This window comes from uncultured Roseovarius sp. (assembly GCF_963972555.1).
Lineage (GTDB): Bacteria > Pseudomonadota > Alphaproteobacteria > Rhodobacterales > Rhodobacteraceae > Roseovarius > Roseovarius mucosus.
Genome location: NZ_CAXAUM010000003.1, coordinates 182,127 through 200,573, shown reverse-complemented (window position 1 = coordinate 200,573; position 18,447 = coordinate 182,127). Strand labels below are relative to the sequence as shown.

Genomic DNA, 18,447 nt, shown 5'->3' with positions numbered 1-18,447 from the left:
GGCCGCCGCCCGCCCGCAAGACAGAAGGTGAACAAAAGGTTAACGCCTCAGCGCTGGCTTTGCGCCCAGTCGGCATGCATCCACGGCTCTGCATTCTCGGGCGGCAGCGGGCTGCGGCCCAGCACGGCATCGGCGATCTTTTCGCCCACCATGATCGAGGGCGCGTTGAGATTGCCGTTGGTGATGCGCGGAAACAGGCTCGAATCCGCCACGCGCAGCCCCTCGACACCGATCACCCGTCCCTCTGGATCGACCACCGCCATCGGATCGCTCGCGCGCCCCATCTTGCAGGTGCCGCAGGGGTGATAGGCGCTCTCGGCGTGTTCGCGGATGAAATCGTCAAGCTCATCGTCGCTCTGTACCGCCGCACCGGGCTGGATCTCGTGCCGGACATAGGGCGCAAAGGCGTCTTGCGCAAAAATCTCGCGCGTGAGGCGAATACATTTGCGGAAATCCTCCCAATCCTGCGCCTCGCTCATGTAGTTGAAGCGGATCACGGGATCGTCGGCGGGATTGGCGCTGCGCAGGGTCACGGCGCCGCGCGAGGGGCTGCGCATCGGCCCGACATGCGCCTGAAAGCCATGCCCCTCCGCTGCCGCCTTGCCATCGTAGCGCACGGCGATGGGCAGGAAATGGAACTGGATGTCGGGATAGTCCACGCCCGCGGCCGAGCGGATGAAGCCGCAGCTTTCAAACTGGTTGCTGGCCCCCGGCCCGCTCTTGTTCAAGAGCCAGCGCGCGCCCACCCAGGCCTTGCCCATGAGGTTCCAGTATTTGTAGAGGCTCACGGGCTGGCTTGCGGCCATCTGGATATACAGTTCCAGATGGTCCTGCAGGTTCTGGCCCACGCCCGCCCGGTCCGCGACCACCGGAATGCCATGCTCGGCCAGATGTGCGGCGGGACCGATGCCCGACAGCATCAGGATTTTGGGCGAGTTGATCGACGAGGCGGCAAGGATCACCTCGGCGCGCGCGCGCACCACTTCCTTGCGTCCCTTGATCACCACCTCGACGCCCACGGCGCGGCCCTCTTCCATCACCACGCGGGTGACAAGCCCCCGCACCAGATCGCAATTGTCGTGTTTCAGCGCAGGCCGCAGATAGGCATTGGCCGCCGACCAGCGCTGCCCCTTCCAGACGGTCATCTCGAAGGGGCCAAACCCCTCTTGCTGATGGCCGTTGTAATCATGGGTCTCGGGATAGCCCGCCTCTTTGCCCGCCTCGACAAAGGCGCGCACCAGCGGGTTGTCGCGCCGCCCCCGGCTGACGTGCAGCGGGCCATCCGTGCCGCGCCAGCCCGCATCGCCGCCATGGCCGCCGTCGTGCCAGCTTTCCATCCGCTTGAAATAGGGCAGCACATCGGCATAGCCCCAGCCATCGCAGCCCTGATCGCGCCAATGGTCATAATCGCGCGCATGCCCGCGCACATAGACCATGCCATTGATCGAGCTTGACCCGCCAATCACCTTGCCGCGCGGACAGGCAAGGCGGCGGCCTCCCAAATGCGGCTCAGGCTCGCTCTGATAGCCCCAGTCATAGCGCTTCATGTTCATCGGATAGCTCAGCGCGCCGGGCATCTGGATAAAGGGGCCGGCATCGGTGCCGCCATGCTCGATCACCAGCACGGATTTGCCCGCCTCGGCCAGACGATAGGCCATGGCACAGCCCGCGCTCCCTGCGCCCACGATGATGTAATCGGCTTGCATCAGTTTCTCTTTCCTTCAGGGCAATTCCCGCCGCGAGGGGCGGAAAACGCGTATTCACAGAACGTTGAAAGCATCACTCGCCCCGCGGGAAGCGCTTGCTTTCCTCCAGCACGTTGAGGTCCATGTGGTTGCGCATGTAGCGCTCGGACGCCCTTTGCAGCGGCTGGTAATCCCAGGGGTAATAGCCGCCCTTGCGCAGCGCCTCGTAAACCACCCAGCGGCGCGCCTGGCTCTCGCGCACGGCGGCGTCAAAGGCCGCCAGATCCCAGCGCGCCTCGGCCTTGGCCTGCAACTGCGCCAGGGTGCCGGCATGGGCGGGATCATCCGCCAGATTGGTCAGCTCATGCGGATCGGCCTCAAGATCGAAGAGCTGATCGGGGTCGAGCGCGCAGCGGTTGAACTTCCACTTGCCATAGCGCAGCGACACCAGCGGCGCTTGGGACGCTTCGGCGGCATATTCCATCGCGACGGGCGCGTCGCGCCTGCCGCCCTGCCCCAGATAGACCAGCGATTGCCCCTCGACCCAGGGCATCACCTCGGACATATCCGCCCCGGCCAATTCGCAGAGCGTCGGGCAGACATCGATATTGCTGACCGGATCGGTGATCAGCCCCGGTGCCATGCCGGGGGCCGAAATCATCAGCGGCACGCGGGCTGATCCCTCGTAGAAACACATCTTGAACCACAGCCCGCGCTCGCCCAGCATGTCGCCATGGTCCGAGACAAAGAGGATGATCGCCTCTTGCCGTGTGCTCTCCAGCGCCTCGAGGATTTCACCGATCTTGTCGTCGAGATACGAGATATTGGCGAAATAGGCGCGGCGAGAACGGCGGATGTCCTCCTGCGAGATGTCAAAATTGCGCCAGTCATTCGCGTCGAAAATCCGCCGCGCGTGGGCATCATGCGCCTCATAGGCCATGGCGGGCACCTCTGGCAGCAGGTGATCGCAATCCTCGTAGAGATCCCAGTATTTCTTGCGCGCCACATAGGGATCGTGCGGATGGGTGAAACTGACCGTCAGGCACCAGGGCCGCGCATCGAGCCCCCGCGCCAGATCATAGACCTTGGCGCGCGCGTTATAGGCAACCTCGTCGTCATATTCCATCTGGTTCGAGATTTCCGCGACCCCCGCGCCCGTCACCGAGCCCATATTGTGATACCACCAGTCGATGCGCTCGCCCGGCTTGCGATAGTCGGGCGTCCAGCCGAAATCGGCGGGGTAGATGTCGGTGGTCAACCGCTCCTCGAACCCGTGCAACTGATCGGGGCCCACGAAATGCATCTTGCCGCTGAGGCAGGTCTGATAGCCCGCGCGCCGCAGGTGATGCGCATAGGTGGGAATATCGGCGGCGAATTCGGCGGCATTGTCATAGACGCGGCTGCGCGACGGCAAGAGCCCCGACATGAAGCTGGCACGCCCCGGCGCGCAGAGCGGCGAGGCGGTATAGGCATTGGCAAAGCGCGTGGACCGCGCCGCCAGCGCCTTGAGATTGGGGGCGTGCAGCCACGGCGCAGGACCATCGGGAAAGAGGGTGCCGTTGAGCTGATCAACCATGAAAATCAGGATATTGGGCGCGGTCATACTTGGTCCTTTTGGGGCAGGCTGGTGTCGAGGTAATGCAGCAGCACATCAATCGCGAGGCCGGGCTGCATCGGCCCTTCGCGCAGCGCCTGACGGATATAAAGCCCGTCGATCATCGCCGCGAGACCGCGCGTCAGCGTGCGCGCCTCGGCGGGGGCCAGCACGCGAAAGGCGTGATGCAGGTTCGAGCGCAGCCGCCGCTGATAGATATGCAGCAGACGCCGCGCCTCGTCCGAGCGCTGCGCCTGAACGTAGAAATTCAACCAGGCCGAAACCATTTCGCCGCGAAATTGCGCCGGCGTGAAACTGGCGCGGATGATCGCCTCGATCCGGTCGCGCGGGGTCTTGGCCATGATCAGCGCACCGCGCACCTCGGCGCCATAGAGCGTGAGGATATGGCGCATCGCTGCGGCGAACATCGCCTCCTTGGACCCGAAATAATGATGGGCCAGCGCGCTCGACATGCCCGCGCGCCGGGCAATCTGCGCCACGGTCACATCCAGGCTGCCATGCGCGCCGATCTCGGAAATCGTGGCCTCCACCAGCGCGGTGCGGCGGATCGGTTCCATCCCGATTTTCGGCATGCGCCCCCTCCAAAGACCTGTTGCCAGACTGGCCTAATCGTGTTTAATTGACTCGTCAATCAATAAAAACCACGAGGGACCGCATCACAACACCGCCCCCCTGCCAGAATGGCGTTGTATTTCATGACAGCGTCATATTAGCCTTGGCAGGTATAAACCGACCGCCACGCGGCAGGGGGCCGCGCGATCCTCAGAGGACATAAGGCCGGTTCGGAAAGCAAACCAAAGGGAGAAGACCAACATGACCATCCTCAATTCCGGCCGCATCAACCGACGCGGTTTCATGGCCACCACCGCCGGGGCCGCGCTCATCGCGGGCCTGCCACTGCGGGCCAAGGCGGCACCGTCGCGCGGCGGGCATCTGCGCGCGGCCATCGGCCACGGCCAGACCACCGACGTGCTTGATCCGGGCACCTATTCCAACAGCTTCACCACCTCGCTCGCCTTCGCCATCCACGGCCGGCTGACCGAAGTGGCCGCCGATGGCTCGCTCATCCCCGAAGTCGCCGAAAGCTGGGAAGCCTCGGCAGATGCCTCGGTCTGGCGGTTCAAGCTGCGCTCGGGCGTGACCTTCCATTCCGGCAAGGCCGTCACCGCGGCCGATGTCGTCAGTTCGATCAACTTCCACCGGGGCGAGAATTCGACCTCTGCGGCGGGGCCGCTGGTGGCCAACGTGACCGACATCACCACCGAAGGCGATGACATCGTCGTCTTTACCTTGGATGGCGGCAATGCCGACTTCCCCTTCTTCCTCAGCGATTATCACCTTGTGATCTGCAAGGCCGAAGGCGACAGCATCGACTGGAAATCGGGCGATGGCTGCGGCAGCTATGTGCTCAAGGATTTCAAGCCCGGCGTGTCCTTTGCGGTCGAGCGCAACCCGAATCACTGGCGCAGCGATGTGGCCTGGTTCGACAGCGCCGAAATCCTCGCCATCGTCGATCAGAACGCCCGCACCACGGCGCTTGTCTCGGGCGATGTGGATGTGGTCGACCGGCTCGACCTCAAGACCGTGGGCCTCTTGGCGCGCAACCCCAATATCCAGATCAATTCGGTCGCGGGCACGCAGCATTTCACCTTTGCCATGGACACCCGGGCAGAGCCCTACAACAACCCCGACGTGCGCCTTGCCCTGAAGTACGGCATCAACCGTCAGGAACTGGTGGACAAGATCCTGTTCGGCTATGGCTCGGTCGGCAATGACCATCCCATCGGTCAGGGCCAGCGCTATTTCAACACCGAACTGGCGCAGAAAACCTATGATCCCGACAAGGCCAAGTTCCACCTCAAGCAGGCCGGCCTCGACAGTCTCGATGTCAAGCTTTCGGCGGCGGACGCGGCCTTTGGTGGCGCGGTCGATGCGGCCGTGCTCTACCAGAGCTCCGCTGCGGGCGCGGGCATCAACCTCACGCCGGTGCGCGAAGCGAATGACGGCTACTGGTCGGACGTGTGGATGAAGAAACCCTTCTGCGCCGTCTACTGGTCGGGTCGCCCGGTCGAGGATCAGATGTTCGCCACCGCCTATAAATGCGGCGCGGCGTGGAACGACAGCTTCTGGTGCAACGACCGCTTTGACGAGCTGATGCTCAAGGCGCGCTCGGAACTCGACGAGGCCAAGCGCCGCGAGATGTATTTCGAGATGCAGCAGATCTGTAGCGACGACGGCGGCGTGATCGTCCCGATGTTCGCCAACTACGTCTTTGGCAACTCGAACAAGATTGCACATTCCGACACCCTTGGGGCCAATTGGGATGTGGACGGCATGCGCTTTATCGAGCGCTGGTGGATGGCCTGATCCAGCCCACCTGACCTGACTGCAAGGCCCGGGGGGATTCCCCTCGGGCCTTTGCCAAACCGGGCGCAGCCCCGGAATAATCAACCGTGGGAGACATCACATGACCTTCAAGAAAACCCTGACCGCCATTGCCCTCGCCACCGCGGCCGCCGGGCCTGCGCTTGCCAATTGCGACAGTGTGACCTTTGCCGATGTTGGCTGGACCGACATCACCGCCACCACCGCCGCCACCTCTTTCGTGCTCGAGGCGCTTGGCTATGAGACCGAGGCCAAGGTGCTCTCGGTGCCTGTGACCTATACCTCGCTTGCCGCGGGCGACATAGACGTGTTCCTGGGTAACTGGATGCCGACCATGGAGGCCGATATCGCCCCCTACCGCGACGCAGGCACCGTCGACACCGTGCGCGCCAACCTCGTGGGCGCGAAATACACCCTGGCCACCAATGCCGCCGGCGCCGCGCTTGGCATCACCTCCTTCGAGACGATCGCGCAGCATGCAGAAGCTCTCGACTCGACCATCTACGGCATCGAGCCGGGCAATGACGGCAACCGCCTGATCCTCGACATGATCGAGGCCGATGCCTTTGGCCTCAAGGGGTTCGAGGTCAAGGAGAGCTCGGAACAGGGCATGCTCGCACAGGTCAGCCGCGCCGACCGCCGCGAGGAACCCATCGTGTTCCTCGGCTGGGAACCGCACCCGATGAACGCCAACCACGAGATGACCTATCTGACCGGCGGGGATGACTGGTTTGGTCCCGATCTGGGCGGTGCCACGATCTATACCAACACCCGCGCAGGCTATGTCGCGGAATGCCCCAATGTGGGCAAGCTGCTGGAAAACCTGGAATTCTCGCTCGCCATGGAAAACGAGATCATGGGCGCGATCCTGAATGACGGGGCCAAGCCCGAAGATGCGGCAAGCGCCTGGCTCAAGGCCAACCCGGATGCCGTCACCCCGTGGCTTGCCGGCGTGACCACCAAGGACGGCGGCGACGCGGCAGCAGCTGTCAAATCGGCCCTCGGCCTCTGAGAGCCAAGGGGCGGCGTGCCATGCGCCGCCCTATTCCTTCCAGACAGATCAGATGTGAGGCACCCGCATGGACTGGCTGAGCGATCACAAAATCCCGGTGGGGAAATGGGCCGAAGGCTTCTTCCTCTGGCTTCAGGACAATGCGGCGGGCTTCTTCGATGCGCTGTCAGTACTCATGGAGGGGCTGATCGACGCCTTTCTCTGGGTGCTGCAAACTCCGCATCCCATGGTCATCATTGGCGTCTTTGTCGCCCTCACATGGGCGTTGCAGCGCAATTGGAAAACCTGCCTCTTCGTGCTTCTTGGCTTTCTCTTCATTCTCAATCAGGGCTATTGGGAGGAAACCACCGAGAGCCTGACACTGGTCGTCTCGTCTTGCGTCTTCTGCATGGCGCTTGGCGTGCCCCTGGGCATCGCCGCCGCGCATCGCCCGCGCCTCTATGACGGGATGCGCCCGGTGCTCGACCTCATGCAGACGCTGCCACCCTTCGTCTATCTCATCCCCGCGATCGTGTTTTTCGGCATCGGCATGGTGCCCGGCCTCATCGCCACGGTGATCTTTGTCGTCCCCGCGCCCATCCGCCTCACGCATCTGGGCATCTCCAACACGCCACAACCGCTGCTGGAGGCCGCGCAGGCGTTTGGCGCCACCAACCGCCAGACCCTGTGGAAAGTGGAACTGCCCTACGCCCTGCCGCAGATCATGGCGGGTCTGAACCAGACCATCATGCTCTCGCTGTCGATGGTGGTCATCGGCGCGCTGGTGGGGGCCGACGGCCTTGGCGTGCCGGTGCTGCGCGCAATCAACACGGTCAACATCGCCCTTGGCTTTGAATCCGGGCTGATGATCGTCGTCGTCGCCATCGTGCTTGACCGCATGCTGCGGATGGAGGGACGCAAGTGACCGACGCAATCGTCAATTTCAACAAGGTCTCCATCGTCTTTGGCGATGCCCCACAAACCGCCCTGCCCTTGATGGATCAGGGCAAGACCCGCGCCGACATCCAGCAACAGACCGGGCAGGTTCTGGGCGTGCATGACTGTGACCTGTCGGTCGCACCGGGCGAAATCCTTGTGCTGATGGGCCTGTCGGGCTCGGGCAAATCCACGCTCCTGCGCGCGGTCAATGGCCTCAACCCTGTGGTGCGCGGCACGGTCGAGATTCACGACGGCAGCGGCATGGTGGATGTCACCAACGCCAACCCCGCCACGCTGCGCCGCTTGCGCCAGCACCATATCGCCATGGTGTTCCAGCAATTCGGCCTGCTTCCCTGGCGCTCGGTGCGCGAAAACGTGGGCCTCGGCCTCGAACTGGCGGGCATCCCCAAACCCGAGCGCGCCGAGCGCGTCGACCGGCAACTGTCGCTCGTCAACCTCTCCGACTGGGCCGAGCGCCGCGTGGGCGAGCTGTCGGGCGGCATGCAACAACGCGTGGGCCTCGCCCGCGCCTTTGCCACCGATGCGCCGATCCTTCTGATGGACGAACCCTTTTCGGCCCTCGATCCGCTCATCCGCAACCATCTTCAGGACGAACTCATTGACCTGCAAAAGACGCTGGGCCGCACCATCATCTTTGTCAGCCACGATCTCGACGAGGCGTTCAAACTGGGCGACCGCATTGCCATCATGGAGGGCGGGCGCATCGTGCAATGCGGCACGCCGCAGGACATCTTCACCAATCCCGCCACCGATTATGTGGCCGAATTCGTGGCCCATATGAACCCGCTTGGCGTGCTCTGCGCGCGCGACGTGATGGAGCCTGCGGTGGGCACGCCCGAGACCTGCGTCGGCCCCGATGCCAGCATTCAGGACGTGATGGAATGTGCCCAAGGGCATGACCGCCCGGTTGGCGTGTCCGAGAATGGCCAACTCCTGGGTCAGATCACCCGCAACCGCATTCTGGCCAAGCTGCTTGATCCGCGCGCCTGAGCGCTCTCAGACCTTGGTCGCCGAAACCGTCGGCGTGATCCGCCGCTTCAGCACCGCCTCGCGCCAGCTGATAAAGCTGACCGCACCCACGATCACCATGCCGCCCAAGACCACGAACACATCCACCCCCTCGCCAAAGACCAGCGCCCCCAAGAGCACGGCCCAGACAAGTTGCAGGAAGGTCACCGGCTGCGTGACCGCCAGGGGGGCGGCGCGAAACGCCAGCGTCATCGTGTAATGCCCCGCCGTGGCCAGCGTGGCCACCGCAAAGAGGATCGCCAATTCCCACGGCGTCGGCGTAACCCATACCGCCGCCGCCAATGGCGCCAGCCCGATTGTCACCGTGATCGACAGCATGGCCACCACCACGCCGGGGCTGCTGCGCCCCGAGACGACCTTGGCAATCAGATAGGACGCGCCAAAGAAAATCGCGGTAAAGATCATCGCCAGATGCCCCGACCCGACCTCGCGAAATCCGGGCCGCAGAATGATCAGTGCCCCGATCAGGGCCACGCCCACCGCCAGCACACGCCGGAGCGCCAAGCGCTCACCGAGGAAAAGACCGGCCCCCAGCGTCACATAGATCGGGGCAAGGTAATTCATCGCCGTCACATCGGCGATGGGAATCCGCGCCATGGCATAGAACCACAGCGCAACGCCCACCGTGTGCACCAGTCCGCGCGCGGCGAAAAACCCCCAGGTGCCGCGATCCAGCCGCAAACGCCTAAGCGATCCCAGCATCGGAATGAGAAACACAAGGCCCATGGCATAGCGCAGGAACGCCGCCTGCGGCGCGGGCACCCGTGTGCCCAATACCTTGACCAGCGCCGTGACCCCGACAAAGAGAAGCCCCGTCACGACCATCCAGAAGATGCCCCAGCCCGGCCTTGCCGTGCTCTCTGCCTTGCTTGCCTGTTGCGCGCTCATGGCTGCATTAATTCACGCCTCTGCCCGGCTGTCGAGGCTGGCTTGGGGCTTTGCCATGCGATTTGCGCAACGCACCCTGCCACCTGACGCATGCCTCAGCCACGCAAGAGCCCGATGGCAATCGCCCACATCACACAGCCCACCCCGGCATCGAGCACCCGCCAACTTTCCGGACGGCGAAAGAGTGGTGCCAGCAGGCGCGCGCCATAGCCCAAGGCAAAGAAGAACACGAAACTCGCCGTGACCGCCCCCAGACCAAAGGCAAAGCGATCCGCATATTGCGCCGAGACCGACCCCAGCAAGACCACCGTATCGAGATAGACATGCGGATTGAGCCATGTCAGCGCGAGGCATGTCAGCACGGCGCGCCGCAGACTGCCTGCGCCTTCGCCCGCCTCAAGGGCTGCCCCACCACGCCAAGCCGCAAGAAAACTGCGCGCGCCATACACCAGCAAGAACGCCGCCCCGCCATAGCGCATGATCCGCTCCAGCCCCGGCACCGCCTCGGACAACACACCAAAGCCGGTCACACCTGCCGCCACCAGCACCGCATCGGACAGCGCACACACCAGCACCACCGCCAAGACATGCTCGCGCCGCAACCCCTGCCGCAGCACAAAGGCATTCTGCGCCCCGATGGCCATGATCAGGCTCAACCCCAATGCAAATCCCGCCAGCCCCGCCTGCATCCGCCCGCCCTTTCATCGTTCTTCAAATACGCGATCGCGACCGCGCCGCCGGGGCTTGCCTATCGGGTCGCATATCATTACTCAAATTTAATATGCTTATTCGGAATTAGATTTCTTAATGTCGCTGCCCCCCGATCACCTCGCCACCCTCTCGGCCATCCTGCAAACCGGCAGTTTCGAGGGCGCGGCACAGGTGCTTGGCCTCACGCAATCGGCCATCTCGCAGCGGCTCAAGGCGCTTGAGGCCCGCGTCGGCGCGCAGCTCGTGCATCGCACGACGCCGTGCACGGCAACCCCCGTGGGCCAACGCCTTGCCGCCCATGCCGATCAGATTGCCCTGCTTGAAACCCGGCTTCGCGAAGATCTCACAGGGCTTGCCCCTGCACCGCAAACCCGGCTGCGCCTCGCCGTCAATGCAGACAGCCTCGCCACGTGGCTGCCTGCGGCCTTGGCCAGCCTGCCCGGTCATCTCTTCGATCTGGTGATCGACGATCAGGATGTGTCGCACGACCGGCTCTTGCGCGGCGAGGTTCTGGGCGCGCTGACCACCCGCGCCAGCCCCCTGCCCGGCTGTGATGTGACGCCGCTCGGAGCGCTGCGCTATCAGGCCATCGCCAGCCCCGAATTCATGGCCCGGAATTTTGCCGACGGGGTCACGTCGGACAGTCTTGCAACCGCACCGATGCTGCAATTCAATATGAACGATCAGTTACAGCATCGTTGGATCACGCAGGCGACCGGGGCCACACTCTCGCCGCCCTGTCACCGCTTGCCATCGTCCGAGGGGTTCGTGACCGCCGCGCGGCTTGGCATGGGCTGGGGCATGGCCCCCGAGGCGCTCTTGCAGGATGATTTGGCGCGTGGCACGCTCTGCCTCCTGCGCGCCGATTGCCCTTTTGATACGCCGCTCTATTGGCAATGGACCCGGCTTCTGGGCGGGGCGCTCGCCCCGCTCACCCGCGCGCTGCGCCGTGGGGCGAGGCTGGGGCTGCGCGACCTTACAAAATAGAGGGGTATTCCGTAAGGTCTGTAACCTCGCCCAAGGCCCGCTCGACCAGCTCCGGCCCTGCACCGGGCCGCGTCGCGCCTTCTGACAGGTGCCGCCGCCATGCCCGCGCACCCGGTTTTCCGGCAAAAAGCCCCAACATATGCCGCGTGATCTGGTGCAACCGCCCACCGCTTGCGAGATGCGCCTCGATATAGGGCAGCATGTCCCGCACGGCCCCTTCTGCTGTGGTATCCGGCCCGGTGGCCCCGTAAATCCGCCGGTCCGCCGCACAAAGAATATCCGCCGGTTGATGATAGGCCGCGCGCCCGACCATCACCCCGTCCAACCCCTGATCGAGCAGGCTAACCGCTTGATCAAGCGATGTAATTCCACCGTTGATCGAGATGTGCAGATTGGGGAAAAGCATCTTCATCCGCTGCACCAAATCATAATCCAAGGGCGGAATGTCGCGGTTTTCCTTCGGGCTCAGACCGTCAAGCCAGGCCTTGCGCGCATGGATCTGCACCCGCTGCACGCCCGCCGCGATGATCCGTGCCAAGAACTCCGGCAACACTTCCCCGGGGTTCTGGTCATCCACCCCGATTCGGCATTTTACCGTAACTTCAACAGGTTGCGCGGCAATCATGGCGGCGCAACACTCGGCCACAAGCGCCGGCTCGGTCATCAGGATCGCCCCGAACCGCCCCGACTGCACGCGGTCCGACGGACAGCCACAGTTGAGGTTGATTTCGGCATAGCCCGCCTCTGCCCCCATCCGCGCCGCCAGCGCCAACTCCGCAGGGTCCGATCCCCCCAGTTGCAAGGCGACCGGATGCTCCTCGACAGAAAAGTCCAACAAATGCAACGCATTACCCCGCACCAAAGCAGGCGCCGTCACCATCTCGGTATAGAGCAAGACATGCCGACTGAGCCGCCGATGGAGGTAACGGCAATGCCGGTCGGTCCAGTCCATCATCGGCGCAGTAGAAAACCGCGCGGCCTCGGTGGCTGCGTTCAGGGGCATTCTGCGATCTCCTTGGGTCCGAAACTTTTTGAACGGACCCACTTCATACACCATACGCTCACGATAAGCGTAGTGCCACCCTGCCCCGTATAAAGACAGGCAAACGGCGACGTTCGGGAGGTGCGTTCACCTGGACCGCGAACTGCGGAGCTCCGGTGGTTTTTCCGATCCTCCGTGGTCTACGTTTACACACCAACGAGACCCGGCAATTGCCTCGGGAGCGTCCGGGTCGGGAACGCCTATGCGCCCCCAGCTAATGTGCCCAGTGCTGAGTATTATTTGTGGGCAATCCCTTGGGATGGATTTGGGCCGTTCACGCCATTCTGCCGCAGATCAAGACAGGTCTATTGTCTTCACGAAAATCATCCTTGTGGGCACGGCATGCCCGCGGCTGTCCAGGCGGTCATGTCTTCAAGATGGGCCTGCAGACTGCCCGGGGCAGGCTCGCGACCGGCACCCGGCGCGAAGCTCCAGGTGATGAAGCCGATCAGCCCGGCATCATGCCGGATGTGTTCGATGAGACCCGCCCCGTCGCGTCCGCCATTGCGGTCAGGGTCGCGCAACTGGGCACAGATCTCGGCGCTGGTGCGGTCGGTCCACTGAAACTCGACCGGCGCGAGGCGCCAGTCCATGCCCGTGTGCGGGGGCGCGTGGGGGGGCGCGTTGGGGCGCGTGGCTGATCTGGTGGCAGGCGTTGCAGGACAGACCCTGGGCCCCGATCCGACTGTCACCGGCGTTTATCGACATGCCATGGATCTGGTCGGGGTCGCGGGTCGTGCCCCAAAGCGGGATGTTATCGGCACCCACGTGGCAATTCAGGCAGCGCGGATGGGTCAGCACATCGTGGATCCGGTCCCAGGCCAGCAGTCCGTCGGAGGCCGAGACCGTCCCGGCCGCCGGCAATCCAGAGAGATCGAGATGAGGGCCCTCCTGCGCGAGGGCGACCGTGGTGGCCATGAGGCCCATGGCGAAGATCGGGAAACGGCGCATGGCGACCTCAGACAAAATCGATGGACTTGTTGAACGGCATCTCGCGCAGGCGCTGGCCTGTCGCGGCGAAGATGGCATCGGCGAGGGCGGGTGCGGCGGGGGCCGTTGCAGGCTCTCCCAGCCCCCTCACCCGCTCAGCCTGCCCAAGGAGCCGGGAGTGGAAAACCGGGGTCTGATACAGGCGCATCCCCTCAAGCGCATGGAAATTGGTCTGTTGGAACGCGTGGTCCTCGTAGGTCAGTTCGCAGTTCATGGCATGGCCAAGGCCAAAGATCGCGGCGCCGGTCAGTTGCGCCTCGGCGTTCACCGGGTCGAATACCGTGCCGCAATCGGCGGCGATCCAGACCTCGTCGATGCGGATGCCGCGATCTGTCATGGTGACGTCGATCACCTCGGCCATGGGCGGCAACATCTGCAGGTGCGCCACATATGCCCGCATCCGCAAGGGCGTGCGCGCCGCATCCGACGCTTTGGAGGCTTGAGGCATGTACCCGATCTCAACCGTCAAAACCCCGCAAACCCAATCGGCGCCTGTATCCTCGCGGCTCGATTTTCTCGCAGGGTCGACCGGGTTGGTCATCACCCTCGCCCTCCCGGTCAAGGGTAGAGCCCAGGCGCTGGTGGACGGATCGGGAGCATTTGCACCGAATGCCTTTATCAGGGTCGCGCCGGACGATACCGTCACGGTCCTGATCAAGCATATTGAGGTGGGGCAAGGGGCAAACACCGCCCTTACCCTGTTGGCCGCCGAAGAAATGGACGCCGACTGGGATCAGATGCGGGCAGAACAGGCCCCCAACAATCCCCTTCTCTATTGGAATCCGGCCCTCGGAGGTGTTCAAAGCACCGGTAGTTCCACGGGCCTTGCCAACAGTTACATGACCATGCGCCGAACCGGCGCTACGGCGCGCGCCTTGCTGGTCGAGGCCGCAGCACGGCTCTGGTCCGTGCCTGCGGGTGAGATCACCGTGACGGCCGGTGTGGTTCGTCACGCGGCGTCCGGGATGAGCAGCGGCTTTGGGGCGCTTGCCGAGCGCGCCGCTGGCCTGGAGATGCCGCAGAATGTGACGCTGAAAAATCCCGCTGATTTCACCCTAATCGGCGCCGAAGGAATCACGCGGCTTGATGCGGTGGAAAAGGCGCGGGGGTTGGCCACCTTTACCATCGACGTAATGCACGACGAAATGCAGGTGGTTGCGGTACTGCATCCGCCGAAGTTCGGAGCGAAAGTCGCATCGTTCGATCCGGTAGAGGCCCTGGATGTGTCAGGTGTGCTTGCCGTGCGCGCAATACCCTCGGGCATCGCCGTTTACGCTGTGGATACCTATTCTGCCCTGCGCGGTCGCGAGGCGTTGGTTGCGGCATGGGACGAAAGCGCCGCCGAGACGCGGTCATCCGAAGGAATAGAGGCGGAGTTTATCGCCGCGGCCCGCGCACCCGCCACCGTCTCGGAGGAAACCGGCGATGTGGAGGCGGCCCTGAGCGAGTCCGCGCAGACCTTTGAGGCGGAATACGTCTTTCCCTACCTCGCACATGCCGCGATGGAGCCGTTGGATGGTGTCGTTGAATGGACACCTGAGCGCGCCGAAATCTGGTCGGCGATCCAGATCCCGACTGTCGCTGGTCCTGTGTTTTCTGCGGCTCTTGGAGTGGCGGAAGATGCTGTGTCGGTTCACACGATGTATGCGGGCGGAAGTTTCGGTCGCCGCGCAACAGCCAGCGGTCAATTCGAGGCCGAGCTTGCCGCAGTCGCGGCGGCAGGGGGGCCTGGTGCCTACAAACTCCAATGGACCCGCGAGGATGATATGACCCAAGGGTACTATCGCCCTCTGACCGTTCACCGCCTTCGTGCGGGCCTTGACACGGACGGGAACATCACAGGATGGGACAACACGATCGTCAACCAGTCGATTGCTTTTGGCACGATTTTCGAACAGGCCGTCATGAACGACGGCGTGGACCGAATGGCCGTGGAGGGCTCCGTCGATCTGCCTTATGGGCTGCCTCGGCGCAGAGTATCCTGGGCGCAGATGATCAATCCGATCCCGGTGCTTTGGTGGCGCGCAGTGGGGCACACCCATACAGCCTATGCGACAGAGACCTTTCTGGATGAATTACTGGCAGCCGCCGGGCGCGATGCCGTACAGGGACGACTGGAGTTGATCACACCGGATCGCGCACGGGACCGTGCCGTGCTGGAACGTGTGGCGGACATGGCGGCATGGAGCGGTCCGGGCAACGGCGATCGCCGTCTTGGCGTGGCGTTGCACAAATCCTTCGGCAGCTACGTGGCGCAGATTGCCGAGGTCGAGAACCGTGATGGCGCACCCCATGTCACCCGCGTCTGGTGTGCGGTGGATTGCGGTGTTGCCGTGACCCCAGACATCATTCGCGCGCAGATTGAGGGGGGAATAGGCTTTGGCCTGAGTGCTGCACTTTATGAGCGGTTGACGCTGGAGCCAGGCGGCACCGTGCGAGAACGCAACTACGACAGTTATCGCGTGCTGGGTTTGGAGGACATGCCACAAATCATCGTGGATATACGACCCAGCACCGACATACCGACGGGTGTTGGCGAGATCGGCACACCGCCAATCGCACCTGCCGTGGCGAATGCCTGGCGGTCATTCACTGGAGAGACACCGCGTCGTCTGCCAATGATCAGGGCTTGACCACGACTATGTCAATAATTTGAGCACGGACGGAACTGCACGCGGCACCCCACAACCAATTAATATTTCGTCAAACTATCCACCATCCATCATAAGCGCAGAAAATAACAGCGCGGCCTCGGTGGTTGCGTTGGTGGGCGTTCTTAGCTCTCCTATGGTCCACGATCCGATTTTCGCGCCCGTATTGTAGCAGACATACTGCACACCAATTGGGACAGTCCAACCCAGGAGGGTGAAGTCAGGCGCGCAGCGGCGAAGGTCGGTGTCTTTGCATTTAGGTGCTGCTGATTTCAAGTCGGTGGCATTCACCTTCAAGGGAGAACGTGCATCTTCATTGCTTAAAAGAACCGGATCCGCGGGTTTGCTTGGTCAGTTCAGCGCTGTCAGCTGATACCCTGGCGCTGCCACAGCTTGTACAGACGTGATTGGATCTTGTCCGATCCATGTCGTCCGCTCGATTACAAGTAACGCAGTGCCAGCGGTCGTGGACAAGTATTTGGCGCTTTCGCCTTGGGCATTCATTGCGTAGAACCGTACGTCAACGCGGCTGTAGGGCTTGTTACGCACAAGCCATTCGTTCGCGCTTTCAACCTCCAGATCAACGTTCAGAATATCGGGGGTCGATCGGGTATCCACCCAACGGTCCTCAAAGATATAGGGGCGATTATCCGCCAGATGCAGCGCTTTGACATGCAGCATCTGGCTGGGTTTATGGATCCCAAACCGCGCCATGACTGGCATCGGCGTGTCATCCAATGTGCTGCTGATCAATTGGTATCCATATTTGCTGCCGCGCTGTTCCACCTCGCGACGGGTGATCGGAATGTCAAAGGTTGCGCGCGTGACCGGATCGGTCATCACATGCGTGCCGCCTTTGCGCTTCCGCTCGACCAAACCGATCTGCGACAGGTCTTGCATGGCGCGATGGACCGTCGTGCGCGCGCAGCCAAGCTCGATCGCGATGTCTTCGTCGCGGGGCAACTTGTCACCAGGGGCATAAGTACGGCTGAGAATCCGCGCTCGGATTTCATCACGCACATCAGTCCAGGAAAGGCGCGTTTGCCCGTTCAAATGTTGGTCTCCAGCTGACTCATCGTTGTCTTGAAGGTGTTGAGTATCGCGTCCCGCCGGAAATGACGACCTTGCTGGACCACATGTCGTCCCGCGCTCCAGACATCCGAGATACACGCCTGCCCGCCACCGCCAAATATCAGGCTGTCGATGCTCGCATCACGCTGCCGGTTGCAGAGCCATTGATTGTCGTCATCAAGCCCCAGCAAGTCGGCCCAGAAACCTGCTTCGATCACACCGCAGTGCCGCCCGCCCGCCTGCGCGCCTCCCTTGGCCGCCGACTCGAACAGAACGCGCCCGGTTGAACGGTCCTGCGTCGCCAGTGCCGCCCGCGACAGATCGCGCAAGCGTTGGGAATACTCCAGCGTCTTGAGTTCTTCGAACAGTGTGATGTGTACGTTTGAGTCCGAGCCAAAGCCGATCGTACCGCCCTGCCCGAGGTAAGCCGTCCCGTTGAAGATACCGTCGCCGAGGTTTGATTCCGTCAAGGGGCACAGACCTGCCACCGCACCGCTCGCGGCGAGGGCGATGGTTTCAGCTTGCGTCATCTGCGTGCAATGGATCAGACACCAGCGCGCATCTACATTATGATTGGCCAGCAACCATTCGGTGGGTCGGGCACGAAGATGGGCGAGCACCTCATCGACTTCGGCAACCTGTTCGGCAAGATGCATGTGGATTGGGCCGCATGTGGCCTGTTCAAGGATCGTGGCCAAGCCGTCGGGATCAACCGCACGCAGCGAATGGGGGGCAATGCCGACGGCGAAGTCTGCCGGACCGGCGGCAACAGCAGCCACGGCATCTTGATGAAGGCGCAAGAACCGTTCGGGGTCATTTCCAAACCGCCTTTGCCCGCCATTCAAAGCCCGCAGATCGCAACCACCGAATTGGTAGTGAACCGGCAGAAGCGTCAGACCGATACCGGCCTGCTCAGCCGCGGCAGTGATCCTGTGCGACATTTCAGCAAGGTTGGTGTAGGGCACTCCACCGACATCATGGTGCAGATAGTGAAACTCGGCCACCGCGCCATACCCAGCCTCCAGCATCTCCATGAACACCAGCGCGGCGATGGCTTGGACGTGGTCGGGCGTGAGTTGGTCAAGGAATTTGTACATCAGCCGCCGCCAACTCCAGAAACTGTCCCTGGGGTCAGGACCGCGCGCTTCGGTCAGGCCTGCCATGGCGCGTTGAAAGGCGTGGCTGTGCAGGTTCAACGGCGCGGGCAATAACAAAGACACGCGGTCGGTTGGCGCTTGGCGTTGCATCCCGACATGTGCGATTCGACCATTCGCATCGATCGTGATCTCAAGATCATCTTGCCAACCTTGTGGGGTAAGCACCTGTTTTGCGTGGATGATTTGCACAGAAACAACTCCGTTGACAAAATTAAGTAGTTACATATTAATATTAAGTACGCTTTTTAGCAAGGAATCTTGATGTCTCGTTCCTATATCCTCACT

The 18,447-nt window shown here is 62.8% G+C and carries 15 protein-coding genes and 1 pseudogene; 6 read left to right on the top strand and 10 right to left on the bottom strand.

Annotated features, from left to right (window positions below):
- Positions 1-47 precede the first annotated feature (47 nt).
- The 3 genes from betA to betI form a co-directional block, all read right to left on the bottom strand.
- Positions 48-1,706 (bottom strand): choline dehydrogenase, encoded by a 1,659-nt coding sequence (gene betA, locus AACZ65_RS04375; protein ID WP_339668336.1) that lies wholly within the window; start codon positions 1,704-1,706, stop codon positions 48-50.
- Positions 1,707-1,779: 73 nt separating this feature from the next.
- Positions 1,780-3,288, bottom strand: a complete 1,509-nt coding sequence (gene betC, locus AACZ65_RS04370) for a choline-sulfatase (RefSeq protein WP_339668335.1) — start codon at positions 3,286-3,288, stop codon at positions 1,780-1,782.
- On the bottom strand, positions 3,285-3,872 hold the full coding sequence (gene betI / locus AACZ65_RS04365; protein ID WP_339668334.1) for a transcriptional regulator BetI: 588 nt from the start codon (positions 3,870-3,872) through the stop codon (positions 3,285-3,287). Before betI ends, betC begins: the two co-directional genes overlap by 4 nt.
- 241 nt (positions 3,873-4,113) lie before the next feature.
- On the opposite strand from betI, the gene AACZ65_RS04360 reads away from it, so the two are divergent.
- From AACZ65_RS04360 to choV, 4 genes are all read left to right on the top strand, one after another.
- Positions 4,114-5,667, top strand: coding sequence for an ABC transporter substrate-binding protein (locus AACZ65_RS04360; protein ID WP_339668333.1), 1,554 nt, complete (start codon positions 4,114-4,116; stop codon positions 5,665-5,667).
- A 100-nt stretch (positions 5,668-5,767) separates the two neighbouring features.
- Positions 5,768-6,697 (top strand): choline ABC transporter substrate-binding protein, encoded by a 930-nt coding sequence (locus tag AACZ65_RS04355; RefSeq protein WP_339668332.1) that lies wholly within the window; start codon positions 5,768-5,770, stop codon positions 6,695-6,697.
- Positions 6,698-6,764: 67 nt separating this feature from the next.
- The gene (gene choW, locus AACZ65_RS04350) at positions 6,765-7,601 is read left to right on the top strand and encodes a choline ABC transporter permease subunit (protein WP_339668331.1); all 837 of its coding nucleotides are present in this window, start codon (positions 6,765-6,767) and stop codon (positions 7,599-7,601) included.
- Positions 7,598-8,626 carry a choline ABC transporter ATP-binding protein gene (gene choV, locus AACZ65_RS04345; protein WP_339668330.1) on the top strand — a complete coding sequence of 343 codons (1,029 nt, stop codon included), beginning with the start codon at positions 7,598-7,600 and terminating at the stop codon, positions 8,624-8,626. The genes choW and choV overlap by 4 nt, the downstream gene beginning before the upstream one ends.
- A gap of 6 nt (positions 8,627-8,632) precedes the next feature.
- Here choV and AACZ65_RS04340 read toward each other — a convergent pair whose 3' ends face one another.
- Together AACZ65_RS04340 and AACZ65_RS04335 are read right to left on the bottom strand one after the other, a co-directional pair.
- Complete coding sequence (locus tag AACZ65_RS04340) at positions 8,633-9,553, bottom strand: DMT family transporter (RefSeq protein WP_339668328.1); 921 nt, start codon at positions 9,551-9,553, stop codon at positions 8,633-8,635.
- Positions 9,554-9,648: 95 nt separating this feature from the next.
- Positions 9,649-10,242, bottom strand: coding sequence for a LysE/ArgO family amino acid transporter (locus AACZ65_RS04335; RefSeq protein ID WP_339668326.1), 594 nt, complete (start codon positions 10,240-10,242; stop codon positions 9,649-9,651).
- 118 nt (positions 10,243-10,360) lie between these two features.
- On the opposite strand from AACZ65_RS04335, the gene AACZ65_RS04330 reads away from it, so the two are divergent.
- Positions 10,361-11,251 (top strand): LysR family transcriptional regulator ArgP, encoded by an 891-nt coding sequence (locus tag AACZ65_RS04330; protein ID WP_339668324.1) that lies wholly within the window; start codon positions 10,361-10,363, stop codon positions 11,249-11,251.
- Here the strand turns inward: AACZ65_RS04330 and dusA are convergent.
- The 3 genes and pseudogenes from dusA to AACZ65_RS04315 form a co-directional block, all read right to left on the bottom strand.
- Positions 11,241-12,254, bottom strand: coding sequence for a tRNA dihydrouridine(20/20a) synthase DusA (gene dusA, locus AACZ65_RS04325; RefSeq protein ID WP_339668322.1), 1,014 nt, complete (start codon positions 12,252-12,254; stop codon positions 11,241-11,243). The genes AACZ65_RS04330 and dusA overlap by 11 nt on opposite strands.
- A gap of 362 nt (positions 12,255-12,616) precedes the next feature.
- The gene (locus tag AACZ65_RS04320) at positions 12,617-12,886 is read right to left on the bottom strand and encodes a hypothetical protein (RefSeq protein ID WP_339668320.1); all 270 of its coding nucleotides are present in this window, start codon (positions 12,884-12,886) and stop codon (positions 12,617-12,619) included.
- Positions 12,887-13,251: 365 nt separating this feature from the next.
- A pseudogene (locus AACZ65_RS04315) lies at positions 13,252-13,647 on the bottom strand (molybdopterin cofactor-binding domain-containing protein); the annotation flags it as partial.
- An 82-nt stretch (positions 13,648-13,729) separates the two neighbouring features.
- Here AACZ65_RS04315 and AACZ65_RS04310 point away from each other — a divergent pair.
- The gene (locus tag AACZ65_RS04310) at positions 13,730-15,916 is read left to right on the top strand and encodes a molybdopterin cofactor-binding domain-containing protein (RefSeq protein ID WP_339668319.1); all 2,187 of its coding nucleotides are present in this window, start codon (positions 13,730-13,732) and stop codon (positions 15,914-15,916) included.
- A gap of 369 nt (positions 15,917-16,285) precedes the next feature.
- Here the strand turns inward: AACZ65_RS04310 and AACZ65_RS04305 are convergent, their stop codons facing one another.
- A complete protein-coding gene (locus AACZ65_RS04305) occupies positions 16,286-16,987 on the bottom strand; it encodes a GntR family transcriptional regulator (protein ID WP_339668317.1) in 702 nt (233 codons plus the stop codon).
- Positions 16,984-18,351: a formimidoylglutamate deiminase gene (locus tag AACZ65_RS04300; RefSeq protein ID WP_339668315.1), complete on the bottom strand. Its 1,368-nt coding sequence runs from the start codon at positions 18,349-18,351 to the stop codon at positions 16,984-16,986. Before AACZ65_RS04300 ends, AACZ65_RS04305 begins: the two co-directional genes overlap by 4 nt.
- Between the last annotated feature and the right edge of the window lie 96 nt (positions 18,352-18,447).

What these genes read in the sequence shown, in the direction of transcription:
- AACZ65_RS04360 (WP_339668333.1), top strand. Translation starts at nt 4,114, where the DNA reads ATGACCATCCTCAATTCCGGCCGCATCAACCGACGCGGTTTCATGGCC.
- AACZ65_RS04330 (WP_339668324.1), top strand. Translation starts at nt 10,361, where the DNA reads ATGTCGCTGCCCCCCGATCACCTCGCCACCCTCTCGGCCATCCTGCAA.
- dusA (WP_339668322.1), bottom strand. Translation starts at nt 12,254, where the DNA reads ATGCCCCTGAACGCAGCCACCGAGGCCGCGCGGTTTTCTACTGCGCCG.
- AACZ65_RS04335 (WP_339668326.1), bottom strand. Translation starts at nt 10,242, where the DNA reads ATGCAGGCGGGGCTGGCGGGATTTGCATTGGGGTTGAGCCTGATCATG.
- AACZ65_RS04310 (WP_339668319.1), top strand. Translation starts at nt 13,730, where the DNA reads ATGTACCCGATCTCAACCGTCAAAACCCCGCAAACCCAATCGGCGCCT.
- betC (WP_339668335.1), bottom strand. Translation starts at nt 3,288, where the DNA reads ATGACCGCGCCCAATATCCTGATTTTCATGGTTGATCAGCTCAACGGC.
- choW (WP_339668331.1), top strand. Translation starts at nt 6,765, where the DNA reads ATGGACTGGCTGAGCGATCACAAAATCCCGGTGGGGAAATGGGCCGAA.
- AACZ65_RS04355 (WP_339668332.1), top strand. Translation starts at nt 5,768, where the DNA reads ATGACCTTCAAGAAAACCCTGACCGCCATTGCCCTCGCCACCGCGGCC.
- betI (WP_339668334.1), bottom strand. Translation starts at nt 3,872, where the DNA reads ATGCCGAAAATCGGGATGGAACCGATCCGCCGCACCGCGCTGGTGGAG.
- betA (WP_339668336.1), bottom strand. Translation starts at nt 1,706, where the DNA reads ATGCAAGCCGATTACATCATCGTGGGCGCAGGGAGCGCGGGCTGTGCC.
- AACZ65_RS04320 (WP_339668320.1), bottom strand. Translation starts at nt 12,886, where the DNA reads ATGGACTGGCGCCTCGCGCCGGTCGAGTTTCAGTGGACCGACCGCACC.
- AACZ65_RS04340 (WP_339668328.1), bottom strand. Translation starts at nt 9,553, where the DNA reads ATGAGCGCGCAACAGGCAAGCAAGGCAGAGAGCACGGCAAGGCCGGGC.